This is a genomic window from Herbaspirillum frisingense (assembly GCF_047325095.1).
GTDB classification, from domain to species: domain Bacteria; phylum Pseudomonadota; class Gammaproteobacteria; order Burkholderiales; family Burkholderiaceae_D; genus Herbaspirillum; species Herbaspirillum frisingense.
Genome location: NZ_CP168558.1, coordinates 1,927,322 through 1,942,721, shown reverse-complemented (window position 1 = coordinate 1,942,721; position 15,400 = coordinate 1,927,322). Strand labels below are relative to the sequence as shown.

General features: G+C 62.3%; 14 protein-coding genes. 5 read left to right on the top strand and 9 right to left on the bottom strand.

Features of this window, described 5'->3' with window-relative positions:
- Positions 1-80: 80 nt before the first annotated feature.
- The 4 genes from ccoS to hemN are packed head-to-tail and all read right to left on the bottom strand — an operon-like array spanning position 81 to position 5,120.
- A complete protein-coding gene (gene ccoS, locus ACEOAC_RS09085; RefSeq protein ID WP_006464222.1) occupies positions 81-254 on the bottom strand; it encodes a cbb3-type cytochrome oxidase assembly protein CcoS in 174 nt (57 codons plus the stop codon).
- Positions 254-2,794 carry a heavy metal translocating P-type ATPase gene (locus ACEOAC_RS09080; protein ID WP_413628798.1) on the bottom strand — a complete coding sequence of 847 codons (2,541 nt, stop codon included), beginning with the start codon at positions 2,792-2,794 and terminating at the stop codon, positions 254-256. Before ACEOAC_RS09080 ends, ccoS begins: the two co-directional genes overlap by 1 nt.
- Before the next feature lie 2 nt (positions 2,795-2,796).
- A complete protein-coding gene (locus tag ACEOAC_RS09075) occupies positions 2,797-3,657 on the bottom strand; it encodes a sulfite exporter TauE/SafE family protein (RefSeq protein ID WP_413628797.1) in 861 nt (286 codons plus the stop codon).
- A gap of 11 nt (positions 3,658-3,668) precedes the next feature.
- A complete protein-coding gene (gene hemN / locus ACEOAC_RS09070) occupies positions 3,669-5,120 on the bottom strand; it encodes an oxygen-independent coproporphyrinogen III oxidase (RefSeq protein ID WP_006464219.1) in 1,452 nt (483 codons plus the stop codon).
- A gap of 268 nt (positions 5,121-5,388) precedes the next feature.
- On the opposite strand from hemN, the gene ACEOAC_RS09065 reads away from it, so the two are divergent.
- A complete protein-coding gene (locus ACEOAC_RS09065) occupies positions 5,389-6,357 on the top strand; it encodes an SMP-30/gluconolactonase/LRE family protein (RefSeq protein ID WP_413443805.1) in 969 nt (322 codons plus the stop codon).
- 195 nt (positions 6,358-6,552) lie between these two features.
- A complete protein-coding gene (locus ACEOAC_RS09060; protein WP_233207630.1) occupies positions 6,553-7,233 on the top strand; it encodes a hypothetical protein in 681 nt (226 codons plus the stop codon).
- Between the two features lie 7 nt (positions 7,234-7,240).
- On the opposite strand, the gene yddG is transcribed toward ACEOAC_RS09060, so the two are convergent.
- Positions 7,241-8,137 (bottom strand): aromatic amino acid DMT transporter YddG, encoded by an 897-nt coding sequence (gene yddG, locus ACEOAC_RS09055; RefSeq protein WP_077236400.1) that lies wholly within the window; start codon positions 8,135-8,137, stop codon positions 7,241-7,243.
- A 179-nt stretch (positions 8,138-8,316) separates the two neighbouring features.
- Here yddG and ACEOAC_RS09050 point away from each other — a divergent pair, with 179 nt between their 5' ends.
- Together ACEOAC_RS09050 and ACEOAC_RS09045 are read left to right on the top strand one after the other, a co-directional pair.
- The gene (locus ACEOAC_RS09050; protein ID WP_182992485.1) at positions 8,317-8,973 is read left to right on the top strand and encodes a 7-cyano-7-deazaguanine/7-aminomethyl-7-deazaguanine transporter; all 657 of its coding nucleotides are present in this window, start codon (positions 8,317-8,319) and stop codon (positions 8,971-8,973) included.
- 92 nt (positions 8,974-9,065) lie between these two features.
- Positions 9,066-10,223, top strand: a complete 1,158-nt coding sequence (locus ACEOAC_RS09045) for an MFS transporter (RefSeq protein ID WP_077236398.1) — start codon at positions 9,066-9,068, stop codon at positions 10,221-10,223.
- A gap of 71 nt (positions 10,224-10,294) precedes the next feature.
- Here ACEOAC_RS09045 and argE read toward each other — a convergent pair whose 3' ends face one another.
- Positions 10,295-11,497 (bottom strand): acetylornithine deacetylase, encoded by a 1,203-nt coding sequence (argE, locus tag ACEOAC_RS09040; RefSeq protein WP_413443806.1) that lies wholly within the window; start codon positions 11,495-11,497, stop codon positions 10,295-10,297.
- Positions 11,498-11,980: 483 nt separating this feature from the next.
- Here argE and ACEOAC_RS09035 point away from each other — a divergent pair, with 483 nt between their 5' ends.
- Positions 11,981-12,451, top strand: coding sequence for a response regulator (locus ACEOAC_RS09035; protein ID WP_241812724.1), 471 nt, complete (start codon positions 11,981-11,983; stop codon positions 12,449-12,451).
- A 78-nt stretch (positions 12,452-12,529) separates the two neighbouring features.
- Here ACEOAC_RS09035 and ACEOAC_RS09030 read toward each other — a convergent pair whose 3' ends face one another.
- The 3 genes from ACEOAC_RS09030 to ACEOAC_RS09020 all read right to left on the bottom strand — a co-directional run bounded on the left by ACEOAC_RS09030 (position 12,530) and on the right by ACEOAC_RS09020 (position 15,163).
- Positions 12,530-12,772 (bottom strand): hypothetical protein, encoded by a 243-nt coding sequence (locus ACEOAC_RS09030; protein WP_006464211.1) that lies wholly within the window; start codon positions 12,770-12,772, stop codon positions 12,530-12,532.
- Positions 12,773-12,835: 63 nt separating this feature from the next.
- A complete protein-coding gene (locus ACEOAC_RS09025) occupies positions 12,836-13,822 on the bottom strand; it encodes an acyltransferase family protein (RefSeq protein ID WP_413443807.1) in 987 nt (328 codons plus the stop codon).
- 1,092 nt (positions 13,823-14,914) lie between these two features.
- On the bottom strand, positions 14,915-15,163 hold the full coding sequence (locus ACEOAC_RS09020; RefSeq protein WP_413443808.1) for a DUF1272 domain-containing protein: 249 nt from the start codon (positions 15,161-15,163) through the stop codon (positions 14,915-14,917).
- Positions 15,164-15,400: the final 237 nt, after the last annotated feature.

The window sequence follows — 15,400 nt, the reverse complement described above, 5'->3', positions numbered from 1 at the left end:
AAAACAAAGACGGATAAACAACAGGAAAAACGCAGGAAAAAGACGATATCTGCCCCCAGGTACAGGCTTGAAGGAAGGACTCAGGGCGCGCCTGGAGCATCCTTGCCGGGGACGGCATCGTCGTCATGGAGGATGCGCATGGCCGGACCTTCCAGGTCATCGAACTGACCACTATCGGAGGCGCGGAAGAAGATCCAGATCGCCACGAACACCAGCAGGGTGCTCAAGGGAATGAGCAGGTAGAGCGCTTCCATCAGACACCTCCTGCCAGCGCCGGCGCGGGCGCTGCGACATCACTGGAGGCCTCGTCGACAACGCGCCCGGGGCCGCGTGCGCGGCGGCTCAGACGCAGGGCATTGCCCACCACCAGCAGCGAACTGAGCGACATGCCCACCGCCGACATCCACGGATCGAGCAGGCCGAAGGCAGCGGCCGGAATGGCCAGGAAATTGTAGAGGGTGGCCCACACCAGGTTCTGCCGCACGATGCGCATGGTCCGCTGCGCCATGCCGGCGCAATCGGCCACAGCCTGCAGGCGGTCGCTCATGATCACGGCATCGGCACTGATCTGCGCCAGCGCCGCGCCCTTGCCCATGGCAAAGGAGACATCGCCGGCACGCAGCATGGCTGCATCGTTGATGCCATCGCCGACGATGGCCACCACCGCCCCGCCCTGCTGCAACTGACGCACGTAGTCCAGCTTGCCTTGCGGCGTGCATCCGGCGACCACGTCGGTGATGCCTGTTGCGGTGGCGACGTCGGCACACACCTCGGGCTGGTCGCCACTGAGAAGAATGGTGCGCAACCCGAGCCGGCGGAACGCGGCCACGGTGGTCACGGCATCGGACCGCAGTGCATCGGCCAGGTCGAAGCGCGCCAGCCAGCCGGCACTGCTGCCCAGGTACACCGCGCCGGCACCGGCTGCCACCGGCTGGTTCAGTGCACCGGGCAGGACGTCACCCGCGATGTCAGCGACGAAGCGGCGCGCGCCGATGCGGTGGAGCACGCCGTCGATCTGGCACTGCATGCCGGCCCCGGTCACCGATTCCAGCATGGTGACGTCGACCGGCCGGACCTGTTGCTCCATCGCTTCCTGCACCAGCGCGCGCGCCAGCGGATGCAGGCTGCCACGCTCCATGGCGGCGGCCATCGCCAGCATCCGCGACTGCGGCGCTTCACTCCAGAAGGCGGTGAGTTGCGGCCGCCCCTGGGTCAGGGTGCCGGTCTTGTCGAAGACGATGGTATCGGCGCGTTGCAGGGCTTCCAGCACATTGCCGCGCACCACCAGCGTGCCTTCGCGCAGCAGCCGGTCGGTCGCCGCCGCCAGCGCCGAGGGCGTGGCCAGCGACAGTGCGCAGGGACAGGACACCACCAGCACCGCAATGGCCGTGGCCCAGGCGCGCGAGGGATCGATCAGATGCCAGGCAAGGAAGGTCGCCGCCGCCAGCAACAGCAGGGCGACCACGAAGCGCGAAGCCACCAGGTCCGCCCACTGCGCCAATGCCGGCTTGCCCTGCCCGGCCTGTTCCGCCAGTCGCGTGAGGGCGGCCAGGGTACTGTCGCGGGTGGTGCGTACCACCCGCAGCAACACCGGCTGGCTCAGGTTGACGGCGCCACCGGGGGCCTCCTGGCCAGGCTGGAAAGATTGCGGGCGACTCTCGCCGGAGAGCAGCGCCAGATCCAGTTCGGTCTCGCCTTCGATCAGGCTGGCATCGGCCGCGATGGTGTCGCCTGGTCGGGCCAGAATGACATCGCCGGGCTGCAGTTGCGCGGCTGCCACCAGCGTGGTGTCGCGTTGTTGCGGATAGCCGCCCAGCACCAGGGCCGACGCCGGAAAGGCTTGCTGCATGCGTTCCAGCGCCGAAGCCGAGCGACGCCGCGCCGCCGTCTCCAGATAGCGGCTGGCCAGCAGCAGGAAGATGAACATGCTCACGCTGTCGAACCAGATCTCTCCCTCGCCGCGCCAGGTGGCGATGGCGCTGCCGGCGAAGGCGGCGGCGATGCCGATGGCCACCGGCAGGTCCATGCCCGGTGCGCGCGCACGCAGGCCGGCCCATGCACCGGTGAAGAAAGGCAGGGCCGAATAGAACACGGCAGGAATGGTCAGGAACAGGCTGGCCCAGCGCATCAGCGACATCATGTCGGGATCGATGCCTTCATGCGTCATGTAGACCGGCACGGCGTACATCATGACCTGCATCATCGACAGTCCGGCGATGAACAATTGCCGGAACAGGCGACGCGAGGCGCGCCTGGCCTGCTCGCCCTGGCGCAAGGGGTCGAAGGGATAGGCGGTGTAGCCCAGGCCACGCAGACCGCGCAGGATGACGGAGGTGGGGCACAGCGCCGGATCACGGCGGATATGCAGACGGGCGCTGGCGACGTTCATCTCGGCCATACGGATGCCGGGCAGACGCGCCAGGTATTTTTCGATCAGCCAGACGCAGGCTGAACAGCGCAGGCCATCAATGGAGAGCACCAGTTCTGCGGCCTGGTCGTCGGTAGCGGGGGCGTCGTGATGCTGCGCCTGCAGGGGCAGGTCCACCAGCGCCAGTTCCGGTGGCAGCAACTGTTCAGGATCGACGCGTGCCGAGGGCACCGTGCGACGCAGGTAGAAATCTTCACACCCGCTATCGACGATCAGACGGGCCACGCTCTGGCAACCCACGCAGCACATCGCGCGCGTATGGCCACCGATTTGCAGCGGCCAGGTCTCCCCGGCCGGTACCGGTTGACCGCAGTGGAAACACGGGTTCCCCTCCCCGCTCCCGTCGCCCTTATCGCTGCCGTTCATGCTCAAGCTCCATGTCCTGGCGTGATGCAGAACACATCGATCCAGCCACGGGCTATGCCCATGCCGCCGTTCCCGGCGGCACGCAGCAAGCCCAGTATGCCGAATGCCAGCACGATCACGCCGGCCGCGCGGCGGACTGCCGGCCGTGACGCCAGTTGCCGCAGGCGCGCCCCGGACAAACCCGCCGCCAGCAACACCGGCAGTGTGCCAGCGCCGAAGGCCAGCATGGTCAGCGCACCCTGCACGGCGCTACCGGCCATCAGGGCAGTGAGCAAGGCGCTGTAGACCATCCCGCAGGGCAACCAGCCCCACAGGCTGCCCAGCAGCAAGGCCTTCTGGGGCGTATCGACCGGCACCAGGCGTGCCGCATGCGGACGCAGGCGCGCCCAGAGGCCGCTGCCCAGCTGTTCGATGCGGGTCATGCCCGTCCACCATTGGGTCAGGTACAGCCCAAGCAGAACGAGGACGAGATTGGTCATCACATAGGCGGCCGTCTGCGCCGGTGCCAGCCAGCCGAGCACGTCCGCACCCCGCAAGAGCCCGGCTGCGATGCCACCAGCCAGGGCACCTGCCAGCGCATAGCTGGAGAGGCGACCGAGGTTGTAGCTCAACACACGTACCAGGTCCTGCGTGAAGACCGGGACGGTGCCAGTGCTACCGCCCGCAATTTGGATGGGAATGACACGGCGAAGAGCCCCGGGCTCCACCGCGCCGAGTGCGGAGGCCGACAGCGTGACCGGTGTACGCGCCGACGCGGCCCGGCCCGGACCTGCCGAACTGAGCGCACCGACGATGCCGCCGCACATGCCGATGCAATGGACGCTACCCATCAGGCCCACCAGGAAGATCGGTAGCAGGTTCACGTCGACTCCACTCAGACCGTCTGCGAATAGCGCTGTGGTGCGTCCTTGTTCTGGCTCGCGGCCTTCTCGCGATCCTGCGTCAGGTAGCGGTCGAAGACCATGCAGATATTGCGGATCAGCAGGCGGCCCTTGGGTTCGACGGTGATCCACTCGGGTTCGATCTTGATCAGACCGTCTTCTTCCAGCTGCTTCAGCTTTTCCATCTCGGTAGCGAAGTATTCGCGGAAGACGATGGGATAGGCGATTTCCAGCGAATTGATCGACAGCTCGAAGTTGCACATCAGGCGCTGGATGATCAGGCGACGCAGCACATCGTCCATGCCCAACTGGATGCCGCGGGCGATGGGCAGGGTCGAGTTTTCCAGACGAGCGTAGTAGTCGTCCAGGGTCTTTTCGTTCTGGCTGTAGCTGCCGCCAACGGCGCTGATGGCCGAGACGCCGCAGGCCACCAGGTCGGTTTCGGAATGGGTGGAATAGCCCTGGAAGTTGCGGTGCAGACGCCCCTGCTGCTGGGCGATGGCCAGGTCGTCGGTCGGCTTGGCGAAGTGGTCCATGCCGATGTAGACATAGCCGGCTGCCGTCAGCTGGCGGATGCACAGGGACAGCATGTCCAGCTTGCTGTCGGCGCTGGGCAACTCGTCTTCCTTGATCTGGCGCTGGGTCTTGAACAGCTGCGGCATGTGCGCGTAGTTGTAGACGGCGATGCGGTCGGGGCTGGCGGCGATCACCTTGGACAGCGTGCGCGACATCGACATCACGTTCTGCCTGGGCAGGCCATAGATCAGGTCGATGCTGACCGAACGGAAGCCGGCGTCACGCGCGGCCTGGATGATCTGCAGCGTCTGTTCCTCTGATTGCACGCGGTTCACCGCCAGCTGCACTTCCGGATCGAAATCCTGTACACCCAGGCTGACGCGATTGAAGCCCTGCTGGCGCAGCTTGTGGATGCGTTCCACCGACACGGTGCGGGGATCGATTTCGATCGAGTATTCCCCCACGTGATCAGGTGCCAGAGCGAAGCAATGACGGATGTGGTCCATCAGGTCCGACATCTGTTCGTCCGAGAGATAGGTCGGCGTACCGCCGCCGAAATGCAGCTGCTCGACCTGGTTCATGCCCGAGAACAGCGAGCCCTGCATGCTGATCTCGCGCTTGAGGTAGCTCAGGTAGAGCGCCGCCTTGGAGCGGTTCTTGGTGACGATCTTGTTGCAGGCGCAGTAGTAGCAGATGGTGTCGCAGAACGGAATGTGCAAATAGAGCGACAAGGCGCGCCAGGCGCTCATGCTGCGACGGTCGGAGACCGCATGCAGGTAGTCAGTCACGGCGAAGTCGTTGGAAAAACGATCGGCCGTGGGATAGGACGTATAACGCGGGCCACGCTGGTCCATTTTGCGCAGCACGCTCTTGTTCATGCCGGCGAGACTGGCGGAAGGATGCAGGGTGGACGGATGGGCGACTTGCATGCGATGCTCCTGGCCGGCCGCCGCGCCGGACTGACGCGGCGCGCACATGCGCTGGGCCGCGAGCCCACCGGGCGAGCTGGTATTGACTGGAGCTTGCAGGATAGTCACTTCATACCCGGACTACATTGATATGCATCAAAGGGCTAGCCAGGTCCTGCTTCTGCCGTCCGTCCCGTCCCTTTTCTGACGCGGCATGGCCACGGGTTATCATCCTGTCCAGCATAGTATCGCCCTGCAATCACGATAGGCTACAGACCAAGGAGACTCCATGACCACCCCTTCGCTCGCCGCTTCGCCTACCTGTTCCCCCTTCCCCTCCAGCCTGCCGGCCAACCCCTACGAACATTGCGATCCCCGCTTTTCCGGCCTGATCGTCCCGAGCGCCCGCCTGGACTGCCTGCACGGGGGCAGTCGCTGGACCGAGGGTCCGGTCTATCTGCCGGCCACCGATGAACTGATCTGGAGCGATATCCCCAACAATCGCCTGCTGCGCTGGTCGGAAGGCGCAGGGGCCGGCGTGTTCCGCCAGCCCTCCGACTACAACAACGGCAATACCCTGGACCGCGAGGGCCGCATCGTAGGCTGCCTGCATGGCGCGCGTGCCGTGGTGCGCACCGAGCACGATGGGCGTCGCACGGTGCTGGCTTCGCACTGGCAGGGCAAGCGTCTCAATTCACCCAACGACGTGGTGGTCAGGTCGGATGGTTCGATCTGGTTCACCGACCCGGCCTATGGCATCGACAGCGATTACGAAGGCCACAAGGCCGACAGCGAGATCGGTGGCTGCCACGTCTATCGCATCGACGGCCAGAGCGGTGCGCTGACGCCGGTCAGCCAAGATTTCGAGCGCCCCAACGGGCTGGCCTTCTCGCCGGATGAAAAGCTGCTCTACATCGCCGACACCGGCCGCACCCATCGCGCCGACGGGCCGCACCATATCCGCGTCTTCAACGTCGGCGACGATGGTCAGCTCAGCGGCGGCCGTGTCTTCGCCACGATCACGCCCGGCCTGGCCGACGGCTTCCGGGTCGATGCGCTGGGCAATGTCTGGACCAGCGCCGGCGACGGCGTGCACTGCTACGCGCCGGACGGATGCCTGCTGGGCAAGATCCGGGTGCCGGAGGTGGTTTCCAATGTCTGCTTCGGCGGGCCGCGTCACAATCGCCTGTTCATCACGGCCACGACCTCGCTGTATGCGATCTACCTGGCCGTCAATGGCGCCCGCCGGCCGGGTTGACGAAGCGACATCAAGCCGGGGTGAAGCGAGCCCGCACTGTGGCGTAAAGGGAACGCGACCGTTTGCCGGGGCCTCCCTTTCATTGCTTTTCGGCACTGTCGCGCTTTACACCCTCTCCCCCTCAACCATAGGCTGCGATGGTCAGGTCTGCATCTGCCTGAACCATCACTTTTCTATTATCCCGGGGGATTCTTCGTGCACCGTCTTCATCTTTCCTGTGCTTGCCTCATCGGACTGGGCGCCGCCAGCCTGGGCAGCGTTCATGCCGCCAACATCGGCCTCAGCGGCGAGGTCGGCACCACCGGCGTGGGCGTTCACCTGAGCGTCCCGCTGGCCCAGCAGCTCAATGCGCGCTTCGGTGTCAACTACTTCGATTACTCGTTCAATTCCAGCACCAATGACGTCAATTACGACGCCCGGGCCAAGCTGCGCACCTTCGATGCCTTGCTGGACTGGTTCCCGTTCGACAACGGCTTTCGCCTCTCGGGCGGTGTGATCTACAACGGCAACAAGATCGACGCCACCGGCAAGCCCAAGGCCAACGGCATCTACACCATCAACGGCAATGTCTATACGGCGGCCCAGGCCGGCCAAGTGGATGGCCGCATCGATTTCAAGAAGTTCGCGCCCTACCTGGGCCTGGGCTATGGCAATGCCGCAGCGCCCAACCGCGGCTGGGGCGTGACGGCTGATCTGGGGGTCATGTTCCAGGGCAATGCCTCGACCTCGGTCAGCAACTCGGGATGCAACGCCACCGCTGCCCTGTGCGCCCGGCTGGCCACCGACGTCGCAGCGGAAAACGCAGAACTCAGCGATAAGGTGCATGGCTACAACCTGTATCCGGTCGTCCGCATCGGCGTGAGCTACAGGTTCTGATCCGGACCTAGGCCACACCAGCCTGGCTGCGCGTGGCCCGCCAGCACAGGATGGAACCGGCACACACCAGCGCCGCGCCGACCCAGAACGAGGCCGGCAGCGGTGCCTGCAACAGCAGCGCCGACAGGGCCGACGACAACACCGGGATGAAATAGGACGCGCCCGCCAGCACCGTCACCTTGCCGTGCAGGATGCCGACGTTCCACGCCGCATAGCCCAGTCCCATGGCGGCCGCCGCCAGCAGCAGGTAGACCAGCGCCGGCAGGCTCAATGACATCTCCCCGCCATGACCGCCCAGCAGGAACTTGCCCCACAAGGCAAGCGCCACCAGCATGAAAAACGGCGTCACGCCGTTCTGGCCGCCGGCCATGCGGGTCGTCACGGTGCAGTAGGCGGCCCAGATGACAGCGCCGGCGAAGGCCAGGCCATAACTGAGCGGATTGTCCTGGATGTTGACCAGCATGCCGGCCACGTCCAGCCCCTGGTCGCCACCCAGCACCCAGCAGATCCCCAGCATGGAAAGAAGAAAGCCCGGCACCACCAGCAGGCTGGCCCGCTGCCCACCGAACAGGATGGCCGCAATCATGGTGAAGGTCGGCCAGAGATAATTGACCATGCCCACCTCGATGGCCTGGCGCCCGCTATGGGCGTAACCGATCGACAGTGACAGGCATAACTCGTAGGCCACGAACAGCACGCTACCCCACAGCAGGTATTTGCGTGGAAAGCTGGACAGGCGCGGAAAACCCACAGACACCAGCAGGATCACCGAGGCCACCGTATAGATCGCTGCCGCCCCGCCGGTGGCGCCCAGATGTTCGCTCACGCCACGGATCAGGCCGACGATGGCGCTCCAGAGAACGACGGCGGTCAATCCGATCAGGGTTGCCTTGTTGCTGTTCATTGCACCTGCCCAAAAGCGCAGAAGTGTACCTCAAGCGCGCCGCCATGCGGCCAGGCCGGCGGGCAGAGGCGGCACTATGCTAGAATCTGGCCCCTTCCGTGTCTGGTTCAGCCGTTTTAATTTAGGGCCAGGCCCCTGTTCCATGGGTTCCCTCACCCCCATCCATCAAAAAGGTTCTGATGACGACTCTCGACTTGCGCCGCCACGCGGCCGTGCTGACCTGGCTTTCGCTGTTCCACCTGCTGGTGATCACTTCCAGCAATTACCTAGTGCAATTGCCGGTGTCCATTTTCGGGCTGCACACCACCTGGGGTGCGTTCAGCTTTCCCTTCATCTTCCTGGCCACCGACCTGACGGTTCGCTTCTTCGGCGCTGCCCTGGCGCGTCGCATCATCTTCGCGGTGATGCTGCCGGCGCTGTTCATTTCCTACGGCATCTCCGCGCTGTTCTACATGGGCCAGTGGCAGGGTTTCGGCGCGCTGGCGCACTTCAACGTATTCGTCGCACGCATCGCGGCAGCCAGCTTCATGGCCTACGTGCTGGGCCAGGTACTGGACGTACAGGTCTTCAACCGCCTGCGCGCCTCGCGCCACTGGTGGCTGGCGCCGTCGGTGTCGATGATCTTCGGCAATGCCAGCGATACCGTCGCCTTCTTCTCGATTGCCTTCTGGCGCAGCAGCGACCCCTTCATGGCCACGCACTGGGTGGAGATCGCGCTGGTCGATTACGGCTTCAAGATTGCCATCAGCCTGTTGTTCTTCCTGCCCGCCTACGGCGCACTGATGTCGGTGCTCAAGAACTGGTTCGCCCGCCCGCTGGCGGCCGATCCGGCCTGAGTCCTGCAGGCGATCCCATAGGACGGTAAACTGGCGGCTTTGCGCGACCTCCACGTCGCGCCCTTTCTTCACCCCTCCCACCTGGAATGCGCATGAACTGGCCCCTGTTTGCCCTTGCTGTTGCCGCCTTCGGCATCGGCACCACCGAATTCGTCATCATGGGCCTGCTGCCCGACGTGGCACGCGACCTGGGCGTATCGGCGCCCGCAGCCGGCATGCTGGTGTCCGGCTATGCCCTGGGCGTGGCGGCCGGTGCGCCCATCCTGGCCATCCTCACGGCAAAATGGCCGCGCAAGCAGGCGCTGGTGGGATTGATGTGCCTGTTCATCCTCGGTAACGTGCTGTGCGCGGTCGCCCCCAACTATGTGTTCCTGATGGTGGCCCGGGTGGTCACGGCCTTCTGCCACGCGGCCTTCTTTGGCATCGGCTCAGTGGTGGCAGCCGAGCTGGTCTCGCCGCAGAAGCGTGCGCAGGCGGTGGCGCTGATGTTTACCGGCCTGACCGTGGCCAATATCCTGGGCGTACCGCTGGGAACAGCGTTTGGTCACGCCGCCGGGTGGCGTTCCACCTTCGGCGTGGTGACCGGCATCGGCGTGCTGGCGGCCATCATGCTCTGGACCATGCTGCCCAGGAAAATCCCCATGCAGGGTGGCAATATCTTCCAGGAGTTCCGCTCCATCATCGATACCCGGGTACAGCTGTCATTGCTGACCTCCACGCTGGCCTCGATCAGCATGTTCAGCGTGATCACCTACATCGCCTACATCCTGCTGGACGTGACCGGTTTCACCACGCAACAGGAGAGCTGGGTGCTGCTGCTGTTCGGCGCCGGCATCACCGTCGGCGGCCTGGTCGGCGGCAAGCTGGCCGACTGGAAACTGATGCCGGTCATGTGCGCCGTGTTCCTCTGCATCGCCATCGTGCTGGGCCTGTTCTCCTTCACCAGCCATTACAAGTGGCCCACGCTGGTCACCATGTTTGCCTGGGGGGCATTCGCCTTCGCAGTAGTACCGGGTGCGCAGATCCGGGTGCTCGATACCGCCCGCGGCGCCCCCAATCTGGCTTCGACCCTGAACCAGGGCGCCTTCAACCTGGGCAATGCCACCGGCGCATGGGTGGGTGGCCTGGCGATCTCGGCCGGCCTGCCGCTGACCGACCTGCCTCTGATCGGCTCGGTCTTCGCCTTGCTGGGTCTGGCCACCGTGGCCTTCTCCGCCTCGCTGGACAAGCGCGTGCGCACCGCCACCTGAGCACGCTCGCCACGCAAAAAAAGCGCTTGCCCACGGGGCCAAGCGCTTTTTTTTCGACGATGCCGGATGGTTCAGACTGGCGCCAGATGCGCTGAAGCGATGAAGTTGTCGAAGAAACTCTCGCAACGCGCCAGTTGTTCCAGCGTGACGAATTCATTGGGCTTGTGGGCATGGACGATGTCGCCCGGCCCACAGATCACCGCCGGCATCCCGGCCTGGCCGAACAGGCCGCCTTCGGTCCCGAAGCCCACCTTGCGCGCCCGCTCGCTGCCGAGAATGCGCAGCGCCGAGGTCACCAGGGGATCATCGGCCGGCGTACTCATGCCGGGATAGGCGGTCAGGGTCTCGAACTCGATACGCCCCTGCGCGCCTTCGATATGCATCTGCGGAAGCACTTCCTGCTCGGCATAACGCTTCACTTCGTCGAAGACCTCGGTGGGATCGATGCCCGGCAGGAAGCGGTGCTCGAAGACAAACTCGGCCTTGTCCGGGATGATGTTGGGCGCATTGCCGCCATTGGACAGGGTGGTCACGATGGAGGAATACGGCACATCGAAGTCGTAGTCCTGCACCTCGGAGTTGCGCACCCGCAGGGCGATTTCACGAATCTTCAACTGCATCATCGCGGCGTAGTCGATGCTGTTGATGCCCAGATGCGGGCAGGACGAATGCGCCGCATGCCCATGCACGCAGCAGCGGTAGGAACGCTTGCCCTTGTGCGCGATGACCGGCTGCATCATGGTCGGCTCGCCAATGATCACGCCGGTCGGCTTGATGTCATTCTGCTGCAGGTCGGCCAGCAGTTCGCGCACCCCCAGGCAGCCCACCTCTTCATCGTAGGAGAAGGAAAAGTGCAAGGGCGTCTGCAGGCAGCCCTGATCAATGGCGGGCAGGCGTGCCAGGCAGACGGCGATGAAACCCTTCATGTCGCACGCGCCACGACCGAACAATTTGCCATCCGCGACGTGTGCCACAAAGGGATCGGTATCCCAGTTCTGCCCCTTCACCGGCACCACATCGGTATGCCCGGAAAAGACGGTCCCGAAGCGGCCAGGCCCGGCATCGCCAATGGTGGCGAAGAGGTTGGCCTTGCGCCGTTCGGCGTCGTAGGTCAGGCGGGTGACGGCGCCGTGGCGTTCGAGGTAATCGCGGACCCATTCGATCAGGCCCAGGTTGGATTCACGGCTGATGGTATTGAAACCGATGAGGGTCTTGAGGATATCCAGCGTCTGCTTCGTCGGTTCCGAAGCGGCTGTTTTCAATGCTGCGTTCATGATGATGTTTTGCCTGTTCAAATCCGGAACACCGGGCTGCCTGCAGGAAGGACAAGCGGCCTCCGGCGTCCCATTGAAATGCAGCAAGCCCCGTGCCACCACGGGCCGCCACTGGGCCGGCGCCCTGCTCACTGGAGCCGGGGCGTTTGCGCCACACCGCGCCTCCCATAGCATGGGACTGGCTTGATCGACTCTATCGTGAGGCGTCGCTGCTCGAAGCGAACAGCTTACACTGCAATCGCGGCCTTGGCTCGCCACCCGAACATCCTCGCTTTCCCACAAGCCGGGAACCACGCGGCACTGGTTGGCCAATGTCATCGCAGCGACAGAGACGCCTCATCAGGAAAATCATGATATGAGTTTCCCTTCATCTTTGTCAGACTGCAGTTGAAGTTAGACGCCAGGAGAAACGCCCGCAGAGGCAACCATCATTCCTTGGCGCAGCAACGGTGATCAGGGTCACTTGCAGAGAAGGACGAGATCATGAAACCGCCGATCATACTGATGATAGAGTCGAACGGCGAAGCAGTAGAGCTGGCGCGCTTTGCGCTCTGGCGCAACAATTTCCATTGCGTGCTGCAATGGTATGACGAGGCCGACGCCGCCATCGAGCGCCTGTTGTCGGGCGGCCGACGGGAAAGTGACCGCGTACTGCCGGGCATGATCTTCCTCGACCCGGCCATGATGGAAAACAATGGTCTGGATTTCATCCTGGCCATGAAGTCGGGGCGGGCGACCCGCGCCGTACCTATCGTGGTCTTCCCGGACAGCGACTACCCACCCGGAATGCCTGACCTGATCGAAGCCGGCGCCGTCGAATACCTGCTCAAACCCGAGACCAGCCAGCAATACATGGAAGTCGTGGTTGACCGCGCCCGCCGCTGGAGCAAGCGACGCCGACGGCGCTCCACCCCGACCTGCAGTGCCAGGGAAGATGATGCGCTCAAGTCCTGAGTCCGACCAAGGCAGAAACGAAAACGCCGTGACGAGGTACGGTCACGGCGTCCGTCTGCGCTTGGCGCAGGAGTCTGCTTATTTCTTCACACGCGAACTGATGTGCGCATCGAAGTCACGCTGCGCCGCTTCCAGCTTCTTCAGGGCTTCCTGCCAGGGCTGGTAATCCTGCTCGGTCAACCACGAACCGCCGGGATTCTGCTTCCACTGTTCGAGCTTGACCGTCATCTGTTCATATTCCTCAAGCTGCGCCACCAGCAGCGCTTCCATCTGCGTCTTGAGCTCTTCGGCGCGGGTGATCCAGGGATCCTGTTCCGACATGGACATCTCTCTTTCGTGAAGAATGAAGGTTGGAGTCAAATCCTAACACGAACGCGATGCGCCTCAGGCGGGTGATGAACTGGACGGAAAGCGGGCTTTTCTGAGTTTGTGCCGCAGTCGAAGCGCCGGGCGTTCAACGAGGAAGTAAGAAAGAAAGCTGGTGAAAAACGACAAAGCCAGCAATAGCGCCAGACTCCTCACGGAACTGTAGGGCGCATCCATCTTCAGTCCCTGGAACAGATAGATGAAGACGAAATGATTGAGAAATACGCCATAACTGATATTCCCAAGAAACTCATCGATCTTGTGCTGCCCTAGCTGGGAGAAGAAATAGATGGCGGGTATCGCGATCAACACCCCCATTGCGATCTCGACATTCGATGGAGATTCCCTGACGAAACCGCACTTGATGAAAGCGAAGAGAACTGCATACACGCCCCATGCGAAGATGATCAGGACGCGCCCCTTCTTTTCCTGATGAAAAACGTAGCTGCCGCACAGGAAGACGAACAGCACACCTGGGAGCAACCGGTATCCCCACACGTCCGTATTGATCAAGCCTGTCGCTGCAATCAGCGAAATCACCAGGGAAATCACGAAAGCGACGTCGCGGAGCTTCCATATCAGTAGAAATGGAATGATGAGGTAAAAGAATGCTTCCAGTCCCAGGGACCAGGCCGGAGGCACGATCTCCGGCGAGGTGATCCCAAACATGTAGAGCCCGAGTGGCGCGATGGCCAGACTTGGAACGATGTTCTCCCAGGTCAGCGAGTTGAACGCAGCGCTGGCCGGAAGGTAGAAATAGATGACCAGACTCGACAGCACAAAGTAGAAAAGGAATTGCGGGTACAGCCGCAGCGCCCGATCAAGATAAAAAGAAGGAATCGACGATATCTGCCGGTAATTCTTGTCGATCAAAGCGGTCATGACATAACCGCTGATGGCCAGGAACGAGAAAACTGCAACCACACCAGGATTGTGTCCCGCTACCGATATTCCCATATGCGATAACGCGACCAATATTGCAAGCAACAACCTCAACGCGCCCATCTCGATTCCCCGCTACTTTCGTGTCTGTGATGCGCATCGGATATGCGCCAAAGAGGCAGAGTATATTTCAGGCGTTACTGGAACAGGCAAAGTGCACTCGCCGAGCCCAGTCTGAAACCAGGCATAGCGCCGATTTGCAGAACCTCGGCGCACCCAGGCAGCGAGGTGGGTCGGCCCGGAATGTTATCAAAATTTTAATATCTTCCGCGTCGATTGGGCCTCAGATGACCCTGACGAACCAGCCGGCCATTAATGTCGGGACTTCCAGATTAACCAGCCCCAAGGCTGTTTGCAGTAGGTATTCCATGGTTCTCTCCTGATAGGTGTTGATTTGTCTTTAAAGCCGACCCACATGTTGGAGGTTCAAATCGGCGAGCAGATCAACAAAAACCTCTGACATGCGTCGAGATAGTGATTGCGATCTGACTCCCGACGATCTTACATTGCCCGCTGAAGCAGGTCAGCGACATGAGGGGCGCAGGTCTGATAGATACGTACCAGGACGTCGCAGATTGGTCCGATGGCTGCCATGAGATTCTCCTGTTGGGTTGAATGCGCCGCGCTGTATTGCGTCTGGCCATGTAGTCATCATGCCGCGAGAAGGCTTCCAATTCATTTCAAATATCGCTGCCCATATTTCATTTGAAATGTCGGGAATCAACACGTCGGAGGGTAGCTAAAAAAGCAGTTAAGCGCTCAGGATAGGGAGATACCTGCCGCAGGTTTGCGGTCACTGAGCCAAGCAACGACAGGCCTGGCGGTAGCACATCGGGCGACGCAAGCCAGGAAGAGATTGGCGCTGCCTTGCTGGTTGTAGCTCCCGCTCTGACCTCGTCCCCATTTCCGGGTGGAGCAGCGTGTGGAATTTCCCGCTTCCGAAGGTGTAACTACGGCTTCGACAGCTGTGGCCTGCACTACCGGCGATCCTTGAGGCAACGTGGGCCATGGCCAAACGTATTCCAGTACCTGGGGCAGCGAGTTCGTCGAGGTTCGAGCAAAGGGGCATCTAAATTCGGAAAGCAACTCAGGTGCTTGGCAATATCTCCAAAGGCATGGCCATTCGGAACCTTCCAGGGGGGCTGTGCCGTAACGCTAAGCAGCCGGTTTGCAACCGCTTTGCTTGAACACGCGCTCCGTCGTCGCCGGATTATTCGCCAGCTTCTCACTGGGTCTTCGCGGGCGTGCAACCAGTTCCCCGCCGCAATTAGGGCACTTGCCCTTCAAGATGTCCGTCGCGCAATCATTACAGAAGGTGCACTCGAAGGAGCAAATCCTAGCATCCGTCGATTCTGGCGGGAGCTCCTTGTCGCAACATTCACAGCCGGGTCGTAACTCAAGCATTTTTTCTCCAATGGGGCGACCAGTTTTGGCCGGATGCGAACATCCTATTCGAAGGACGGGTTCCGTCGGCATAACTCGATCAGGATAAAGCTGACAAAAAATCGTCAATTCTGGCCATGTCTGTTTTCTGGGCTGAGATGCAAGGGAAGAGACAAAGACTAAAGCTGGATACGCACCGAGTTCTACGCGTGAAGGAAATGGGAAACGTCGAAATCAGGTATTCCAATTTAGCCCCAG